This is a genomic window from Agarivorans sp. Alg241-V36 (assembly GCF_900537085.1).
Taxonomy (GTDB): domain Bacteria; phylum Pseudomonadota; class Gammaproteobacteria; order Enterobacterales; family Celerinatantimonadaceae; genus Agarivorans.
The window spans coordinates 1-15,930 of sequence record NZ_UNRE01000012.1; the positions used below are offsets into that span (position 1 = coordinate 1).

The following is a 15,930-nucleotide window of genomic DNA, read 5'->3' on the forward strand; positions in this document are numbered from 1 at the left end:
CCTAAAGGGTGTTGCTTATAGATACCTTATTTAGAAACCATGAATACTTGTTGTACTCATGAGATGTTTCAGCTTTTTCGAATGTTAAAGACAACAGTTTTTGCCTGGTGGCAATAGCGTTGTGGACCCACCTGATTCCATGCCGAACTCAGAAGTGAAACGCAACTGCGCCGATGATAGTGTGGGGCTTCCCCATGTGAAAGTAGGTCACTGCCAGGCTCTCATACTAAGCCCTCGTCTTATGACGAGGGCTTTTTTATTGCCTGCGGTTTATCGCTTCGCTCTTTATACCCTATCTGCATTTAGCCTTTTTAAGGCGCTATGACTCTACCGGCTCTAGCACCTCACTCTCCTGCACATACAAGGTCGACCAATGATTACGCTTGGCTAGCTTCTTTGCGAGGCTAGCGCGCTCACTCAAATCATCAATGCTTAAATTCGAAGCCGCTGTCCAGCGAGTAACACCTAGCCTAGTGAACGATGAATATCAGGGCTTAGCTATTTAAAGTGTAAGAGGGGATGAGGCTGAGTGGTGTCAGAGAAGATAACGTTAGGACTGAATAGTTGATTAAAGTATTTTAGTAAGTAAATGCATTAGGGATTTAATCGAGTTCAATTTAGCGAAGCTAGCGTGTTTAATCAGAGCATTGAGAGAATATTCGGATTTATGGCCTGTAGTAATCAAATAAAAAAAGCCTGTTAGATAACAAGCTTTTTTGAGAACTAATTTAGCTCTATAGAGCTTATAGCTTTAACTCAGAAAGATACTTCTTAAAGCGATCTCTTAACTCCGGATGGCGTAAGCCAAATTCAACAATGGCTTTCATATAGCCAAACTTACTGCCACAGTCATGGCTTTTACCTACCATGTAATAAGCTTGCGTGGCTTCTTTTTCCATCAAGCTTGCAATGGCATCAGTAAGTTGGATTTCGTCACCAGCACCAGGAGCAGTTCTTTCTAATTCTTTCCATATTTGAGCTGATAGCACATAGCGGCCAACAACCGCTAAGTTTGAAGGAGCCTCTTCAATCGCTGGTTTCTCTACTGAGCCTATCATATCCGAAGATTCACCAGGTTTTAGCTTCTTACCATCGATGTCTACGATACCAAATTTACTTACGTCCTCTTTGGCGACGGCTTCAACCATAACTTGGCTCGAGCCTGTTTGGTTAAACTTAGTTACCATGTCAGCTAAGTTTTCGGTGCGGAGATCTGAGGTTGAATCATCGAGCACAACATCGGGTAGAAGGACAGCAAAGGGTTCGTCACCTATTAAAGGATGAGCACATAGGATTGCGTGTCCGAGGCCTTTTGCGACGCCTTGACGAATGTGCATGATGGTAACGTCTCTGGGGCAAATTGACCGAACTTCATTTAGCAGCTGACGTTTTACCCTTTTCTCTAATGTGGCTTCTAGCTCGAAGCTGGTATCAAAATGGTTTTCTATAGAGTTCTTACTAGAGTGGGTTACTAAAATGATCTCTTTAATACCTGCAGATATTGCTTCTTGCACAACATATTGAATCAGCGGCTTATCTACGATCGGTAACATCTCTTTTGGGATGGCTTTGGTGGCGGGCAGCATCCTTGTTCCTAATCCTGCTACCGGCAGTACAGCTTTTCGTACTTGTTGGGTCATTTTCAGTCTCTTGAAAAGTAAGGTTAAATGCCCGTGCACTGTAACATGCCAAAATGACATTTTAAATTGAGATATTTGCGAATAGGTACACAGCTGATGTTTTTTTGAGGTGGAGAAGCTATCGCCCTCGCAGTAACTGCGAGCTACGGACGATGCTAAAATGAACTAATTAGTCTACGTAAATCCTGTCTTTGTTATCCAAATAGATTCTTTCACCAATACCTGGCACTAACACAATTTGTTCAATGTTCTTGAAGTCTCCATGTTGCTGGCGGTATTGAACGATAGCAGTTGATTTCGATTCTCCAACGCCTTTAAGTGAGTCTAGCTGTTCTGCGCTGGCGGTATTTAAGTTGACAGGTGTTAAATTTTCATTAGCTATGGCTGATTGTATATTGATTAAACTAAATACAAGCACCAGTGCCAGCTGAATTAACTTCATGGTTTATTCTCCTTTTTGATAAAACCATGAATAACCGTAGAAGATATGTTTTATATGCGAATCACTCATTTGGGCTAAATTGTGACGCTAAGATGACAATTGGGCGATAGCTCGCCCAATTAGATTAAGGAAGTACTTTTTTGAAAGGTTTTACGCTTACCTGTGCGTAAACGCCAGCAGCCACATAAGGGTCGGCATCTGCCCAGGCCTTTGCATCAGCCAAGCTTTCAAACTCAGCGATGACTGTTGAGCCGGTAAAACCAGCTTCAGCTGGGTCTTCAGCATCAATAGCTGGCATTGGACCAGCAACCAATAGTCGACCTTCATTTAGTAAGGTGTTTAAACGCTCTAAGTGAGCGGGACGAGCTTGCTTGCGTTTATCCAAGCTATTGGCAACGTCTTCAGCGTAGATTACATACCACATGCGATTAATCCTTTTTCTCAGTCAGTGATTCTTGTTGTTCTTTTGGCAAATGCTTATATAGGTAAACCACCGTACCCACCGTGAATACCAAGGTTAATCCAAGTAAACCGAACACCTTAAAGTTAACCCAAAACTCCTCTGAGAAGCTAAAGGCAATGTAGAGGTTTAGCGTTCCACAGGCGATAAAGAATAATGCCCAGGCCACGTTCACTTTGGACCAAACATCGTCTGGCAGCGTCATTTCCTTGCCAAGCATTTTTTTGATAAGCGGACTACCAAATGCAAACTGGCTGACTAGAAGCACTAAGCCAAATATCCAATTAATAACGGTAGGTTTCCATTTGATGAAGTCGTCATCGCGCAGAATTAAAGTTAAGCCACCAAATACTAAAATAAGTACAAAGGAGATGAGATGCATTTTCTCAACTTTTTTGTTTTTGATGTATGAAATAGCCAATAACACTGCTGTAGAGATAATTAATGCAAGAGTTGCCGCGTAAATATCTTGCATCTTATATACAGCGAAAAAAATAATTAAAGGGATAAACTCGAAAAATTGTTTCATAGTTCCTCAGCGCCAGCTGTTAATAAAAAAGCCGCTAAAAAGCGGCTTTTGATAGTAGCAAGATCTTTAGCTAAACGGTAGCCGCTTTCATGTCACTGGCAAACTGCTTAAGTGTAGCAAGCATTTGGACTTTGTCATCGAGGTTGTTTTCGATGATTTTAACCACGGCTGAGCCAGAAATAGCGCCAGCTGCTCCAGCTTGAATGGTTTCTTTAACCTGCTGAGGCGTAGCTATGCCAAAACCCAGTAAGGCTGGCGGCGCATTATGTTGCTTAAGCTTGTTTAACAGCTCTCCCACTGGTGCGCCTGCTTTAGTCTCTGTGCCAGTAACGCCTGCTCGGCTAACGAGGTAGGTATAACCTTGTCCATATTCAGCCACTTTGGCTAAAGTAGCTTCATCAGCGTTTGGTGGCGCAATAAAGATGCTTTGTAAGTCATGTTTATCGGCGGCTTCTCTAAATGGCGCTGATTCACGAATAGGCACGTCTGCCACTAGCACCGAGTCTACTCCTGCAGCGGCTAGCTTTTGATAGAAAGAGTCAATGCCAGTTGAATAAACCAAGTTAGCGTAAAGCAGCAGGCCAATAGGTACTTGTGGGTGTTTTTTGCGAATGGCACTTAGCATCTCTAAACACTTCGGTGGTGTTACATCAGCCGCTAGAGCACGTACATTTGCACCTTGAATAGTTGGTCCATCGGCTACCGGATCAGAGAAAGGAATACCCAACTCTAGTGCATCAGCACCACCTTCAACTAAGGCATCAACAATTGCTAGCGATTGCTCTAAATCTGGATCGCCAAGTGTAACAAAGGGAACAAAGGCGCCTTGTTGTTGGCTAGCTAATTGCTCGAATAGGTTAGCGTAACGTTGCGTCATTATAAGCTTCCTCTTTGTTCGAATATTTCGGCTACGGTGAAGATGTCTTTGTCGCCACGGCCAGATAGATTTACTAACAAAATTTGTTCTTTGTCTTTATCTTGCTTCGCTAATTTAAGCGCGTAAGCTAAGGCGTGAGCAGATTCAAGAGCCGGAATGATTCCTTCACATTCAGCTAAAACTTGGAAGGCTTCTAAAGCTTCCTCATCAGTTGCTGATTCATAATCCGCTCTGCCAATGGCGCTTAAGTGAGCGTGTTGCGGACCCACTGACGGAAAATCTAAGCCAGCTGAAATTGAATAAGACTCTTCAATTTGACCGTTTGGATCTTGCATCAATAATGAATGCATACCAAAGAACATACCTTTACGACCGTGTTTAAGCGGTGCGCCGTGTTGGTCGGTGTCAATGCCTTTACCAGCAGGTTCAACACCAATTAGTTTTACCTCTTCTTCTTTAATGAAGTCGGCAAACATGCCAATGGCGTTTGAGCCACCACCAACACAAGCAATGACTGCGTCAGGTAGACGACCTTCAGTTTCAAGAATTTGTTGCTTGGCTTCTTCGCCAATCATTTTCTGGAACTCACGCACAATGGTTGGGAATGGGTGAGGGCCAGCCGCGGTACCTAGTAGGTAGTGAGCGCTGTCGTAACTGGCAGCCCAGTCACGTAATGCTTCGTTACAGGCATCTTTCAGGGTTGAAGAACCACTATGCACAGGAATAACTTCTGCGCCCATCAGCTTCATTCTGAACACATTTGGCTTTTGGCGTTCACAGTCAATGGCACCCATGTAAACACGACACTTAAGGCCAAGTAGGGCACAGGCTAACGCGGTTGCTACGCCATGTTGGCCAGCACCTGTTTCAGCAATGATTTCTTTTTTGCCCATACGCTTAGCAAGCAATGCCTGACCAAGTACTTGGTTGGTTTTATGGGCACCGCCATGCAGCAAGTCTTCACGCTTTAGGTAGATTTTAGTTTTAGTACCGGCAGTTAAATTGCGGCACAGGGTTAGCGGAGTTGGTCTGCCGGCATATTCGCTTAGTAGGCCATTAAACTCTTCTAAAAAGTCTGGGTCTTCTTGGGCATCAATAAACGCTTGTTCTAGCTGGTCGAGTGCTGGCACTAAAATTTGTGGCACAAACTGCCCACCAAACTCGCCGAAATATGAATTTAATTTACTCATTGTTGACTCTTATTCGTTAATAATGGTTAACGGTGACTAATCTCTTGAGACTAGTACTGTCTAATCTGTTCAAACGCAGCATTAATTTTTGCTGGGTCTTTAACGCCTGGTGTTTGCTCAACACCGGAGTTTAAATCTAAGCCTGCAGCGGCGTAGGCTAGCGCATCTTGGATGTTGCTTGGGCTTATACCGCCTGCTAGCATCGCACCGTGGCTGTGCTCACCTAATAGTTGCCAGTTGAAGGTTTGTCCGGTGCCGCCACATTGGTCGGCCACTTTACTGTCGAACAAAATTTTGTCGGCATTATTGGGTGCTTCTGGCAGGGCATCACTCACCCCTAGCGCTTTCCAAACTAAGCTGTTATTAAGTTTGGTTTTTAACTCTGCAATATATTGTTGGTCTTCGCTGCCATGCAACTGAACGGCGTGCAATTTGAGTTTATTGGCAATGGTTGCCACTTCTTCAACCGAGCTATTTACAAATACACCTACAAAGTTAAGCGGAGCTGCTTGAGCGAGCTTTTCTGCCTGGGCTAGGCTTACGCAGCGCGGTGACTTCTCAGCGAAAATTAGGCCGCCATATACTGCGCCTGCTTGATAAACGGCCTGCACGTCTTGCTCGCGGGTTAATCCACACACCTTGTTTTCGCCCAAAATAAGCTTGCGACAGGCCATGTCTACGTCATCTTGGCTCATGAGCGAGCTACCCACTAAAAAGCCGTCGGCGTATTTAGCCAATTCACGCACTTGTTGGTGCTGATAAATACCGGACTCTGAGATGATGATCCTATCTTCAGGAATTTGTTTTGCCAGCTCTGGTGTTCTATCTAAAGTTATCGATAAGTCACGCAAGTTTCGGTTGTTAATACCGATAACTTTTGCATTTAGATCAATGGCGCGCTCAAGTTCTTCTTGGTTGCTTACTTCGGTAAGTACGCCCATGTTCAGTTTATGAGCAACTTCGGCTAGCAAGCGGTACTCGTTGTCATCCAATACCGATAGCATCAGTAAGATGGCATCGGCTTTATGATAACGCGCTAGGTAGATTTGGTATTCGTCAATGAAGAAGTCTTTACAAAGAACTGGCTGCTCAACCTGCTCTCGCACTTGAGTCACGTAGTCAAACTCACCTTGGAAGTACTTAGTATCGGTAAGCACAGAAATGGCTGCAGCATAGTTTTTGTAAACACCGGCAATTAGATCTAAATCGAACTCTGGGCGAATCAAACCTTTTGAAGGAGAGGCCTTTTTACATTCAAGAATGAATTTAGCTGGCGCACCAGATAGCGCTTGATAGAAGCTGCGTTCAGAGGGTTCAACTTGATTGATAAAGCTTTCTAATGCTTGGTTTAGCATGCGCTCGGCCAACCAAATTTCTTTATCTGCCACAATTTTATCTAGAATGGTGGCTTGTTTTGTTTCTGCTTGGCTCACTGACTCATCTCCGCCAATTGGTTCGCTAAGGTAAGTGGTCGGCCCGAGGCCATTTCATCTAAGGCCATTTGTACGCCTTGTGCTACATCGTCTGCTTTACCAGCAAGCTTAAGCAACAAAGCAACGTTTACTGCCACTGCAGCTTGTTGGGCAGTGCTGGCCTTACCTTGAAGTAATTGCAGGGTAATGGCTTTGTTTTCTTCAGGCGTGCCACCTTTAATGGCTTCTAGTGCTGCTTGCTCAACGCCAAAGTCTGCTGGGCTTAAAGTGTATTCAGTGATTGTGTCGCCACTTATTTCTGCAATTTGCGTTTCACCATGAATGGCTACTTCGTCTAAGCCAGCGCCGTGAACTACCATGGCTTTTTTCATGCCTAGTTGTTGCAAGGTGTGGGCTATCGGTGAAATAAGCGCAGGGTCGTAAACACCCATCACTTCCATGCTTGGGTGAGCCGGGTTAATTAGCGGGCCCAATACATTAAATATGGTGCGAGTTTTTAAGGTTTGTCGCACTGGCATTGCATGGCGTACGCCTGCGTGGTATTGCGGAGCAAACAAGAAGCACAGGCCTAACTCATCTAAACATTTTCGCGCAGTATCTGGTGTCATTTGAATATTAATGCCTAGAGCTGCCAACAGATCGGAAGAGCCTGATTTACTCGATACGCTGCGGTTACCGTGTTTGGCAACTTTAACCCCAAGGCTTGCAGCCACAAAGGCTGAAGTGGTTGAGATATTAATGGTGTTGTGGCCATCACCGCCTGTGCCAACAATATCTGCAAAGTCGTATTCAGGGCTTGGGAAAGGCGCAGCGTTGGCAAGCAAGGCTTTGGCTGCACCGGCAATTTCCTGCGGTTGTTCGCCTTTAATTTTTAGCGCGGTTAACAGTGAAGATAAAATAATCGGCTCTACTTCACCTTGAATAACCTGACTGAACACTTGCTGTGCTTGTTCAATGCTTAAATCTTGTCCTTGATATAGCTGCTCTAAAATAGCCTGCATTATGCTTGCTCCTGTTGGGTGGCCCAGTCTAGGCTGCGGGCTAACAGTGTTGCCCCTTCGCTGGTTAAAATGGATTCTGGGTGAAATTGAAAACCAATAACCTTGTCTTGCTCGTTAATGATTGCCATTGGCATTTTTTGGTAGTGGGCATTGACCACTACGCCTTCAGGCATCGAGGTAGCTACCAAGGAGTGATAACGCGCAACCGGTAGAGGGTTAGTTAAACCTTCAAATATTAAGCGGTTGTCGTGCTCAATAGCCGATGACTTACCATGCACAATTTCATCAGCTTTACCCACTACGCCGCCATAGCTTTCTACTAGGGCTTGATGACCTAGGCAAATACCAATAATGGGTACTTCACCTTTACACAAATCAATTAGCTCTAACATACAGCCTGCTTGCTGTGGGTTACCAGGCCCCGGTGATAACACCAATACCGGTGGTGTAGGGCTATCATCAATATGCTGCTTAATTTCTTTGGCGCTTAAGTGATTGCGGTAGATGCTCACATCTAAGCCTTGGCTGCGAAACTGATCAACAAGGTTGTAAGTGAACGAGTCAAAGTTATCGAGCAAAAATACACTATGAGTCATGGCTAACATCCTTCAAAGTTGAACCGTGAGCACGGGCTATTGCGTTTAGCACCGCTGCTGCTTTGTTTCGGGTTTCATCTGCTTCGGCTTGAGGCAGTGAATCATACACCACACCAGCACCAGCTTGAACATGTGCGACCTGATCTTTAACAAAAGCAGAACGAATAACGATACAGCTGTCCATGTCGCCGTTACCTGCAAGATAACCTACCGCTCCGCCATAACTGCCTCGGCGTTGTTGCTCAACTTGGCGAATTAACTCTGAAGCACGAATTTTAGGCGCGCCCACTAGGGTTCCCATATTCATACACGCTTGGTAGGCATGCAGTGCATCTAGATCACTGCGTAAAGTGCCTACCACTCGCGATACCAAATGCATTACGTGGCTGTAACGGTCTACTTTTAGTAAGTCGGCTACGTGGCGAGTACCTGGCTCACTAATGCGAGCAACATCGTTACGAGCCAAGTCAACCAGCATTATGTGTTCGGCGGTCTCTTTTTTGTCTAGGCGTAGCTCTAGCTCTAGTCGTCCGTCTAAGTCTTGATTGATTGAGCCATCGGCATTAAAACCGCGTTTACGAGTGCCGGCAATTGGGTAAATTTCAACATCGCGATTATGGCTAGAGTACTTAATAGCACTTTCTGGAGAGGCGCCAAACAATACAAATTCGCTGTCTTGTAGATAGAACATGTAAGGGCTAGGGTTGGTGATCTTTAGTTCGCGGTAAGCGGCGAGGCTATCGGGACAAGAGAGTTTAAAGCTGCGTGATGGAACAACTTGGAAAATGTCGCCTTGGCGAATGTAGTCTTTCATGGTTTCTACATTTTGGCAGAAGTCGCGGTCGCTTATGTCGGCTTCAATTTTTCCTTGGTAATCACTAAAATCTGGTTGCGCTTGTTGGTGATTTTTATGCTCACATAATTCTACCAAATGGGCTAAACGCTGATTTATTCTAGCTTGTTCGCCATCGTCGTATACCGAGCCAATTAAGTGAGTAACTTGTTCTTGGTGGTCAATGAGTAGCAATGTTTCGGCGAGGTAGAATTGGTAATCAGGGCAAATATTGGTGCTTTCGGCCACCTCTTGCAATTGCTCAAAGCTGGCGATGAAATCATAAGCAAATACGCCGCCGATAAAAACGCCTTTATCGTGAGAGGCGAGCTCGCCATAAAGCGTGGTAATTAAACGTAGCGCATCAACCGGTGAGCTAGCTTTTAATCGGGAGTCTTCGTCTAAATTAGCAGCTGGGAGTGGGTAATCTAAAACCAGATGAGTTGCACTGTGTTCGGTGATTAAGGCTTTATCACTGTGTTCTACAATGGCCGAGATAACCGCTTTACCGTTGAGTGATACTGCAGTAAAAGTCACTTGGCGACCTTTACAGGTAATCTTCAACGCTGCATCGGCCAAAATTAAACTTTGCAGGTTTTCTTTACTGTCTATCTCGCAAGATTCTAGCAATACATTGTGCTGACTTTCTTTGCAAAGCTCTTGATATAAGCTTAGTGGGTCAAGCACGTAGCTCGCATCAATTAATTTGTTGCTTAGCTGCACCCTAGGGTGATTACTCATGGTTCGTTACTCCTCGTTAAGGCCGTAGCGCAAATATAAAAAAAGCCCGCGTTAAGCGGGCTTTTTGTTGTTCTGTTCAATGTATTGGAAATACAACAACTCACACCCGTTTATTTCGGAGTGCGCCACCACCAAGATTTGTTGGTAAGAAGAAAAGTTGTCATGCTTATTCCTAGTCATTTTGATAGACTAAGTTAACTGTAAATGACATAACCAAGTCAAGAAAAAATTTAGGAAATTTAATGCGATTTGATTTGCATTGCCATACTACTGCCTCTGATGGTGGCTTAAGCCCAACAGAAATAGTAATGCGTGCCGAAAACATGCAAGTCGACGTATTGGCCATTACCGACCACGATACCACCGCCGGCATTGCTGAAGCGCAAGCCAGCGCTAAGCACTTGCAAATTATCACGGGTACCGAAATTTCCACCGCATGGCATGCCTTCGATATTCACATTGTTGGCCTTAACCTAGACATTACCCACCAAGGCTTGCAAGAGCAGCTGCTGGAGCAACGTGATAAGCGTGAAGTAAGGGCTAAAGAAATGAGCCGCCGCTTAGCTAAGGCTGGAATAGACAATGTGTATGAGGATGCCAAGCAAATAGCAGGCAGCGCACCTATTACTCGTTCTCATTTTGCTAAGGTGTTGGTAGAGCGCGGAATAGCGGCTAATTTTAATAAAGTGTTTGATAAATATTTAAGTCGAGGCAATACCGGTTATGTACCTAACAATTGGATGAGCATGGGAGATGCAATCGACATTATCCACCAAGCTGGCGGCGTTGCTGTGTTAGCTCACCCCACGCACTACGATTTGTCCAATAAATGGGTGCGTAAGCTGTTGGCCGAGTTTGCCGAATTGGGCGGCGACGGCGTAGAAGTGGCAATGCCGCAAATGTCTAAAGATCAATTGCAGTGGCTTGCCGAACTAGCCGAGCAAAATGGTTTAGCGGCTTCTCAAGGTTCTGATTTTCATCATCCCTCTCCTTGGCGCGAATTAGGTAGAGGCTTACAATTACCAGAAAAGTGCCAAGCGATTTGGCAACAGTGGCCTGGCTTCTCTCCTGAATCCACTCGCTAGGCCCCAAAATAGCAGGGACAGTTATGAGTCAATTTTTCTATGTACACCCCGACAACCCTCAACAGCGTTTGATGAATCAAGCGGCTAATCATATTCAGCAGGGCGGAGTGGTGATCTATCCCACGGATTCTGGTTATGCCATTGGCTGCCATATCGGTGATAAAGCCGCGTTAGAGCGGATTTGCAGAATTCGCCAATTGGATAAGAACCACCACTTCACCTTAATGTGTCGCGATTTATCTGAACTCTCTGAATACGCGCGAGTAGGTAATCAGGCCTATCGTTTACTTCGCAATAATACCCCGGGGCCATATACCTTTATTTTTAAAGGCACCAAAGAAGTTCCGCGTCGCCTGCTTAATCCTAAGCGTAAAACCATAGGTATTCGGGTTCCAGATAACAAGATAGCTTTGGCTATGTTAGAGGCTTTAGGCGAACCCTTGATGTCATCAAGTTTAATTTTGCCAGGCAACGATTACACCGAGTCCGATCCAGAACAAATTAGAGACCTACTGGAACATCAAGTGGATTTAATTGTGAATGGCGGTTATTTAGGTGAGCAGCCTACAACGGTAATTGACCTTTCTGAAGATGAACCCGAAATATTGCGCAGTGGCTCAGGCGATACGAGCCCCTTTGAATAATGTCTGACAATGCTTCTCCCACTCATCAGTTAACACTGGCCAGCGTTAACGGTGAACCTTGGCTAGATATTCCGGAGGATTTGTTTATTCCACCGGATGCCATGGAGGTGATTTTAGAGCAGTTTGAAGGACCCTTAGATTTATTGTTATACCTGATCCGCAAACAAAAGCTGGATATCGAGCACTTACCTGTATTGGCGATTACCCAGCAATATATGGATTATATTGAAGCGATGCGCATGCTTAAACTCGAGTTGGCAGCCGAGTATTTGGTGATGGCGGCGCTATTAACCGAAATTAAATCGCGCAGTTTGCTGCCTGTTCAAGAGCATGAGCAAGCCGAAGAAGACCCGAGAGCAGAGCTTATTCGGCGCCTTCAAGAGTATGAGCTTTACAAAGACGCCACCGAAAAAGTCGACAGCTTACCCAGACAGCAACGCGATACGTATACCGCATCCATTGAGCGACCTGATAACCTGCCGGTTAACGTGATTTATCCAGAGGTGGCAATGGATGAACTTATTGAAGCAATACGCGGTATTGCCCAGCGAGTGGCCAACTTTGAGCATCACGAAATTAAGCGCGAAAAACTGTCTACGCGGCAACGAATGAGCGATATTTTAGCTAAGTTGCAGCAGCACCAGTTTGTTGAATTTAGTCAGTTGTTTTCATTGGAAGAGGGGCGCAGTGGCTTGGTGGTTAGCTTTCTGGCAATACTTGAGCTGGTAAAGGAAGGCTACATCAAGTGTGTACAAAGCCAGCCCTTGCAGCCTATTCAAGTATTATTAGTAGATGCGGAGATTTTTGAGCATGGCTAAACCTAATTTAGTCAAGTTAGTTGAAGCTGCCTTGTTTGTGGCGGGAAGACCGCTTAGTGTTAAAGAATTGCAAACTACTGTGCTAGCAGATGTTGGCTTAGCCAAAGCACAAGTGAACATGGTTCTTGAAGAGTTGTCACAGCGCTATCAAGATTCAGGTATTGAGTTAGCAGAAACCGCATCAGGGTTTCAATTTAGAGCGCGGCAAGAGTATGCCCCGCAACTGGCAAATTTATGGGCTGAAAAAGCGCCAAAATTTAGCCGGGCAATGCTAGAAACTCTCACCTTAATCGCATACCGCCAACCCATTACTCGCGGAGAAATAGAAGCGATTAGGGGAGTGGCGGTAAGCAGCCACATTATTAGTGTATTAAAAGAGCGCAATTGGATCCGCAGCATTGGACATAAAGAAATTCCTGGTCGTCCTACCTTGTTTGCTACAACTGTGAGCTTCTTAGATTACTTTGGTTTGAAAGATCTGGCTGATTTGCCAGAATTAGATCAATCTTTACTTGAAAAACTGCCGCAAGACTTTCAGACTTAGCGCACATTACCACCCGGATAAGAAATATGAGTGAAAAACTTCAAAAAGTCCTGGCCCGTAGCGGTTTAGGCTCACGTCGTGAGATGGAAGCTGTAATTGACGCAGGGAGAGTAAGCGTAGATGGGAGTATTGCCACTTTAGGTGATCGCATCGAAGAAGGGGTTGAAGTAAGGGTGGATGGCCGCATCATCGACATTCAAAAAGTCGAAGACACCATTTGTCGAGTATTGGCTTACCATAAGTCTGAAGGAGAAATCTGTTCTCGCAATGATCCAGAAGGACGAGAAACCGTATTTGACCGTTTACCACGTTTGCAACATGGTCGCTGGATTGCGGTAGGCCGCTTAGATATCAATACCTCTGGTTTATTGTTATTTACTACCGATGGTGAGTTAGCCAACCGTTTAATGCATCCAAGCTTTGAAGTTGAACGCGAATACGCAGTACGTGTATTTGGTGACGTAGATGATGAAGTGATTCGTAATCTTCGCACCGGTGTTGAGCTAGAAGATGGCCGCGCGGCATTTACCACGGTTAAGCGCCAAGGCGGCGAGGGTATAAATCAGTGGTACTCAGTCACTTTAAGCGAGGGACGAAACCGCGAAGTGCGTAGAATGTGGGAATCGCAAGGTATGCAAGTGAGCCGTTTGATTCGGGTTCGCTACGGGCTTATTCCTTTACCTAAAGGTTTACCACGCAGCGGCTGGCAAGAAATGCCTTTAGATCAGGTAAACTACTTACGTAAGTTGGTACAGCTAAACAAAGAAGAGAATACGATTATTAAGGTAGAGGATCGTGTTCGCAGTACCCAACGCATCAGAAAGTCAGTGCGTAAACATCGCTCTCGTACTCAAAGCCAAGCGGCAAAAAGAAGACGCTTAAAGTAGTCTCTTAGTCATAAAAAAAGCTCGCTTAATAGCGAGCTTTTTTTATTGGCGTTTTATAGTCAGTTCGCAAAAATGGGACCTGCGCCGCTAGACCATAAAATAACCGTAGAAATAAGTACGGTCACTAACATCACCAAACCCACAGTGACTAAGCTACTGGCAAAGATAAAACCGCGCTCTTCAGGGATGTGCATAATGATCGGCACTCCGGTGTAGAGCAAATATACTGCGTAAGTTACGCCAACTAGGCCCGCCACCATAACAAACCAAGGTTCTGGATAAAGGGCGGCAAAACCCACCATGTAAATTGGTGTTGCTACGTAGGCGGACAGCTCAAGAGTTTGTTGATATGAGGTATCGGTATTAAAGGTTTTTGCCATCCAAAGCGCTGCATAAGCTAAACACAACACCACGGTAACCATGGCTGCGTACATGGCCACAGACATGAAAATGGCACTGTCGCTGGTTAAGGAGAAGCTATTTGCTCCCACCTTCCAACCAATGTGCACGGTCGAAAAGTAACCACAAATGGCTGGAATAAGTGCCATAAGTAGTAAGTGCGACAAGCTCGCTCCGATCCCTTCGTGGTGCTTGTCAATGTCTTGCCATTCTTCTTTTGTATGTGAAGCTAGTCCCCAAACATGACTAAATAACATAGGCGCGTCCTCGCTAAAATTAACATTAATGCAACATTAATAATTAAGTTATGCGCGATGTCTATGTAATCGTCAAGTAGTTTATTAATTAAACGATTCTGCTGGGAGTTAGGGTAAGAGTAGAGTATTCAAGCGCTTGGCTTGGTTTATGAACAAATCACCTAAGCAAAGTGCTAGTGCTTAATGTTTAAATTATTGACCAAGCTCAAGCTTCTGAAGCTGACCATTAGCGCTAAGTTCTACGCCATTTGGATCAATCTTCAATACACTCATTTGTTGATACCAATCACCAAGTACTACACGGTACTTGCTTGTGTTATCGGCTTGTTTAATAGAGTGGATATCTGGTCGATGGGTATGGCCGTGGATCATGTAGTCTATAGGCTGCTGTTCAAAGCGTTGTTCAACAGCTTGTTGGTTAACATCCATAATCCCTAGCGATTTACTGGTGTTGGCTTGTTTGCTTTTGCTACGGATTTTATTGGCAATTTTTTGTCGAACAAATAAAGGCAATAATAAAAACAAGCGTCTTAGCCAAAGCTTTTGAGTTACTTCGCGGTATTCTTGATAACCGACATCGTCAGTACACAGGGTGTCGCCGTGTAGAATTAAGACTTTCTGACCGTACAGTTCAACCAGCTTTTCTTCTTCCAGTAAGGTCATGCCACAGCGTTCAGCGTAAGCTTTGCCTACCATAAAATCACGATTACCGTGAATGAAGTAGCTTGGCACACCTTTATCAGACAAGGCTTTTAGCGCTTGCTCCACTTGTTTAGCAACTGGGGTTTTATCGTCATCGCCAATCCAAAATTCGAACAGATCGCCCAAAATGTATAGAGCTTCGGCCTCAGGCGCTTGTTGCTGTAAAAAGTCGAGAAAGGCCTGAATAATGTCAGGCCGATCTTCACTTAGATGTAAATCTGAAATGAAATAGGTGTGCACGTAGGCTTATTCCGAAACACTTACAGAAGTGATAAGTACTTCTTCTAGTGGAACGTCTGAGTGAACATAACCAAAGTTACCAGTATCTACACCTTTGATTTTGTTAACTATATCCATGCCTTCTACCACTTCACCAAATACGCAGTAACCCCAACCTTCGCTGGTTTCTGATTTGAAATCTAGGAAAGTGTTGTCATTCACGTTAATGAAAAACTGTGCTGATGCTGAGTGAGGGTCCATGGTGCGAGCCATTGCCAAGGTGCCGGTTTTGTTAGACAAACCGTTGTTTGCTTCGTTTTTAATTGGCGCTTTAGTTTCTTTTTCTTCCATGCCTGATGCAAAGCCACCGCCTTGAACCATAAAACCGTCGATTACGCGGTGAAAGATAGTGTCGTTGTAAAAACCATCTTTTGCATAAGCAAGAAAGTTAGCGGCTGTTTCTGGTGCTTCGCTAGAATTTAGTTTAACTACGATGTCGCCAAAATTTGTATGTAAAGTAACCATTTTTTCACCCTTTTTTGGTAAGTGCACCGATTCTAAACTTTCCCATCTCTACTGACTAGTCACAGTGCTTAATTCGGCTGTTTTTCCTCAAGCGCAGTGTTAGAATAGC

At 44.7% G+C, this 15,930-nt stretch carries 18 protein-coding genes and 1 rRNA gene; 6 read left to right on the forward strand and 13 right to left on the reverse strand.

What is annotated here, in order from left to right; translation table 11 throughout:
- Positions 1-103 precede the first annotated feature (103 nt).
- Positions 104-219, forward strand: a 5S ribosomal RNA gene (gene rrf / locus G6R11_RS20885).
- A gap of 524 nt (positions 220-743) precedes the next feature.
- Here rrf and galU read toward each other — a convergent pair.
- The 10 genes from galU to G6R11_RS20935 all read right to left on the reverse strand — a co-directional run bounded on the left by galU (position 744) and on the right by G6R11_RS20935 (position 9,741).
- Entirely contained in the window at positions 744-1,640 is an 897-nt protein-coding gene (gene galU / locus G6R11_RS20890; RefSeq protein ID WP_163135097.1) for a UTP--glucose-1-phosphate uridylyltransferase GalU, read from the reverse strand.
- 169 nt (positions 1,641-1,809) lie between these two features.
- Positions 1,810-2,082 (reverse strand): ComEA family DNA-binding protein, encoded by a 273-nt coding sequence (locus G6R11_RS20895; protein ID WP_163135099.1) that lies wholly within the window; start codon positions 2,080-2,082, stop codon positions 1,810-1,812.
- Positions 2,083-2,206: 124 nt separating this feature from the next.
- The gene (locus tag G6R11_RS20900) at positions 2,207-2,506 is read right to left on the reverse strand and encodes a YciI family protein (protein WP_163135101.1); all 300 of its coding nucleotides are present in this window, start codon (positions 2,504-2,506) and stop codon (positions 2,207-2,209) included.
- A 4-nt stretch (positions 2,507-2,510) separates the two neighbouring features.
- Positions 2,511-3,071 (reverse strand): septation protein A, encoded by a 561-nt coding sequence (locus tag G6R11_RS20905; RefSeq protein WP_163135116.1) that lies wholly within the window; start codon positions 3,069-3,071, stop codon positions 2,511-2,513.
- 70 nt (positions 3,072-3,141) lie between these two features.
- Positions 3,142-3,948 carry a tryptophan synthase subunit alpha gene (gene trpA / locus G6R11_RS20910; RefSeq protein WP_163135118.1) on the reverse strand — a complete coding sequence of 269 codons (807 nt, stop codon included), beginning with the start codon at positions 3,946-3,948 and terminating at the stop codon, positions 3,142-3,144.
- Positions 3,948-5,138, reverse strand: a complete 1,191-nt coding sequence (gene trpB / locus G6R11_RS20915; protein ID WP_163135120.1) for a tryptophan synthase subunit beta — start codon at positions 5,136-5,138, stop codon at positions 3,948-3,950. Before trpB ends, trpA begins: the two co-directional genes overlap by 1 nt.
- A 50-nt stretch (positions 5,139-5,188) precedes the next feature.
- A complete protein-coding gene (gene trpCF, locus G6R11_RS20920; protein ID WP_163135122.1) occupies positions 5,189-6,571 on the reverse strand; it encodes a bifunctional indole-3-glycerol-phosphate synthase TrpC/phosphoribosylanthranilate isomerase TrpF in 1,383 nt (460 codons plus the stop codon).
- A complete protein-coding gene (gene trpD / locus G6R11_RS20925; protein ID WP_163135124.1) occupies positions 6,568-7,572 on the reverse strand; it encodes an anthranilate phosphoribosyltransferase in 1,005 nt (334 codons plus the stop codon). The genes trpCF and trpD overlap by 4 nt, the downstream gene beginning before the upstream one ends.
- Positions 7,572-8,168, reverse strand: coding sequence for an aminodeoxychorismate/anthranilate synthase component II (locus tag G6R11_RS20930; RefSeq protein ID WP_163135126.1), 597 nt, complete (start codon positions 8,166-8,168; stop codon positions 7,572-7,574). The genes trpD and G6R11_RS20930 overlap by 1 nt, the downstream gene beginning before the upstream one ends.
- Positions 8,158-9,741 (reverse strand): anthranilate synthase component 1, encoded by a 1,584-nt coding sequence (locus G6R11_RS20935; protein WP_163135128.1) that lies wholly within the window; start codon positions 9,739-9,741, stop codon positions 8,158-8,160. Before G6R11_RS20935 ends, G6R11_RS20930 begins: the two co-directional genes overlap by 11 nt.
- A gap of 242 nt (positions 9,742-9,983) precedes the next feature.
- Between G6R11_RS20935 and G6R11_RS20940 the strand changes: the two genes are divergently transcribed.
- From G6R11_RS20940 to rluB, 5 genes are read left to right on the forward strand one after another with little or no spacing between them, the layout of a single operon-like run.
- Entirely contained in the window at positions 9,984-10,826 is an 843-nt protein-coding gene (locus tag G6R11_RS20940; protein WP_163135129.1) for a PHP domain-containing protein, read from the forward strand.
- A gap of 23 nt (positions 10,827-10,849) precedes the next feature.
- On the forward strand, positions 10,850-11,470 hold the full coding sequence (locus tag G6R11_RS20945) for an L-threonylcarbamoyladenylate synthase (RefSeq protein WP_016400687.1): 621 nt from the start codon (positions 10,850-10,852) through the stop codon (positions 11,468-11,470).
- Positions 11,470-12,288: a ScpA family protein gene (locus G6R11_RS20950; RefSeq protein WP_163135130.1), complete on the forward strand. Its 819-nt coding sequence runs from the start codon at positions 11,470-11,472 to the stop codon at positions 12,286-12,288. Before G6R11_RS20945 ends, G6R11_RS20950 begins: the two co-directional genes overlap by 1 nt.
- Positions 12,281-12,832 carry an SMC-Scp complex subunit ScpB gene (gene scpB / locus G6R11_RS20955; RefSeq protein WP_163135131.1) on the forward strand — a complete coding sequence of 184 codons (552 nt, stop codon included), beginning with the start codon at positions 12,281-12,283 and terminating at the stop codon, positions 12,830-12,832. Before G6R11_RS20950 ends, scpB begins: the two co-directional genes overlap by 8 nt.
- Positions 12,833-12,858: 26 nt before the next feature.
- Positions 12,859-13,719, forward strand: a complete 861-nt coding sequence (gene rluB, locus G6R11_RS20960) for a 23S rRNA pseudouridine(2605) synthase RluB (protein ID WP_040306893.1) — start codon at positions 12,859-12,861, stop codon at positions 13,717-13,719.
- 59 nt (positions 13,720-13,778) lie between these two features.
- Here the strand turns inward: rluB and G6R11_RS20965 are convergent, their stop codons facing one another.
- The 3 genes from G6R11_RS20965 to G6R11_RS20975 all read right to left on the reverse strand — a co-directional run bounded on the left by G6R11_RS20965 (position 13,779) and on the right by G6R11_RS20975 (position 15,821).
- Positions 13,779-14,375: a Yip1 family protein gene (locus G6R11_RS20965; RefSeq protein ID WP_163135132.1), complete on the reverse strand. Its 597-nt coding sequence runs from the start codon at positions 14,373-14,375 to the stop codon at positions 13,779-13,781.
- A 192-nt stretch (positions 14,376-14,567) separates the two neighbouring features.
- Positions 14,568-15,317, reverse strand: coding sequence for a UDP-2,3-diacylglucosamine diphosphatase (locus G6R11_RS20970; protein WP_163135133.1), 750 nt, complete (start codon positions 15,315-15,317; stop codon positions 14,568-14,570).
- A gap of 6 nt (positions 15,318-15,323) precedes the next feature.
- Positions 15,324-15,821: a peptidylprolyl isomerase gene (locus G6R11_RS20975; protein ID WP_163135134.1), complete on the reverse strand. Its 498-nt coding sequence runs from the start codon at positions 15,819-15,821 to the stop codon at positions 15,324-15,326.
- Positions 15,822-15,930 lie beyond the last annotated feature (109 nt).

Coding starts and splice junctions, on each gene's coding strand:
- galU (WP_163135097.1), bottom strand. CDS start 1,640: ATGACCCAACAAGTACGAAAAGCTGTACTGCCGGTAGCAGGATTAGGA.
- G6R11_RS20895 (WP_163135099.1), bottom strand. CDS start 2,082: ATGAAGTTAATTCAGCTGGCACTGGTGCTTGTATTTAGTTTAATCAAT.
- G6R11_RS20900 (WP_163135101.1), bottom strand. CDS start 2,506: ATGTGGTATGTAATCTACGCTGAAGACGTTGCCAATAGCTTGGATAAA.
- G6R11_RS20905 (WP_163135116.1), bottom strand. CDS start 3,071: ATGAAACAATTTTTCGAGTTTATCCCTTTAATTATTTTTTTCGCTGTA.
- trpA (WP_163135118.1), bottom strand. CDS start 3,948: ATGACGCAACGTTACGCTAACCTATTCGAGCAATTAGCTAGCCAACAA.
- trpB (WP_163135120.1), bottom strand. CDS start 5,138: ATGAGTAAATTAAATTCATATTTCGGCGAGTTTGGTGGGCAGTTTGTG.
- trpD (WP_163135124.1), bottom strand. CDS start 7,572: ATGCAGGCTATTTTAGAGCAGCTATATCAAGGACAAGATTTAAGCATT.
- G6R11_RS20930 (WP_163135126.1), bottom strand. CDS start 8,168: ATGACTCATAGTGTATTTTTGCTCGATAACTTTGACTCGTTCACTTAC.
- G6R11_RS20935 (WP_163135128.1), bottom strand. CDS start 9,741: ATGAGTAATCACCCTAGGGTGCAGCTAAGCAACAAATTAATTGATGCG.
- G6R11_RS20940 (WP_163135129.1), top strand. CDS start 9,984: ATGCGATTTGATTTGCATTGCCATACTACTGCCTCTGATGGTGGCTTA.
- G6R11_RS20945 (WP_016400687.1), top strand. CDS start 10,850: ATGAGTCAATTTTTCTATGTACACCCCGACAACCCTCAACAGCGTTTG.
- G6R11_RS20950 (WP_163135130.1), top strand. CDS start 11,470: ATGTCTGACAATGCTTCTCCCACTCATCAGTTAACACTGGCCAGCGTT.
- scpB (WP_163135131.1), top strand. CDS start 12,281: ATGGCTAAACCTAATTTAGTCAAGTTAGTTGAAGCTGCCTTGTTTGTG.
- rluB (WP_040306893.1), top strand. CDS start 12,859: ATGAGTGAAAAACTTCAAAAAGTCCTGGCCCGTAGCGGTTTAGGCTCA.
- G6R11_RS20965 (WP_163135132.1), bottom strand. CDS start 14,375: ATGTTATTTAGTCATGTTTGGGGACTAGCTTCACATACAAAAGAAGAA.
- G6R11_RS20975 (WP_163135134.1), bottom strand. CDS start 15,821: ATGGTTACTTTACATACAAATTTTGGCGACATCGTAGTTAAACTAAAT.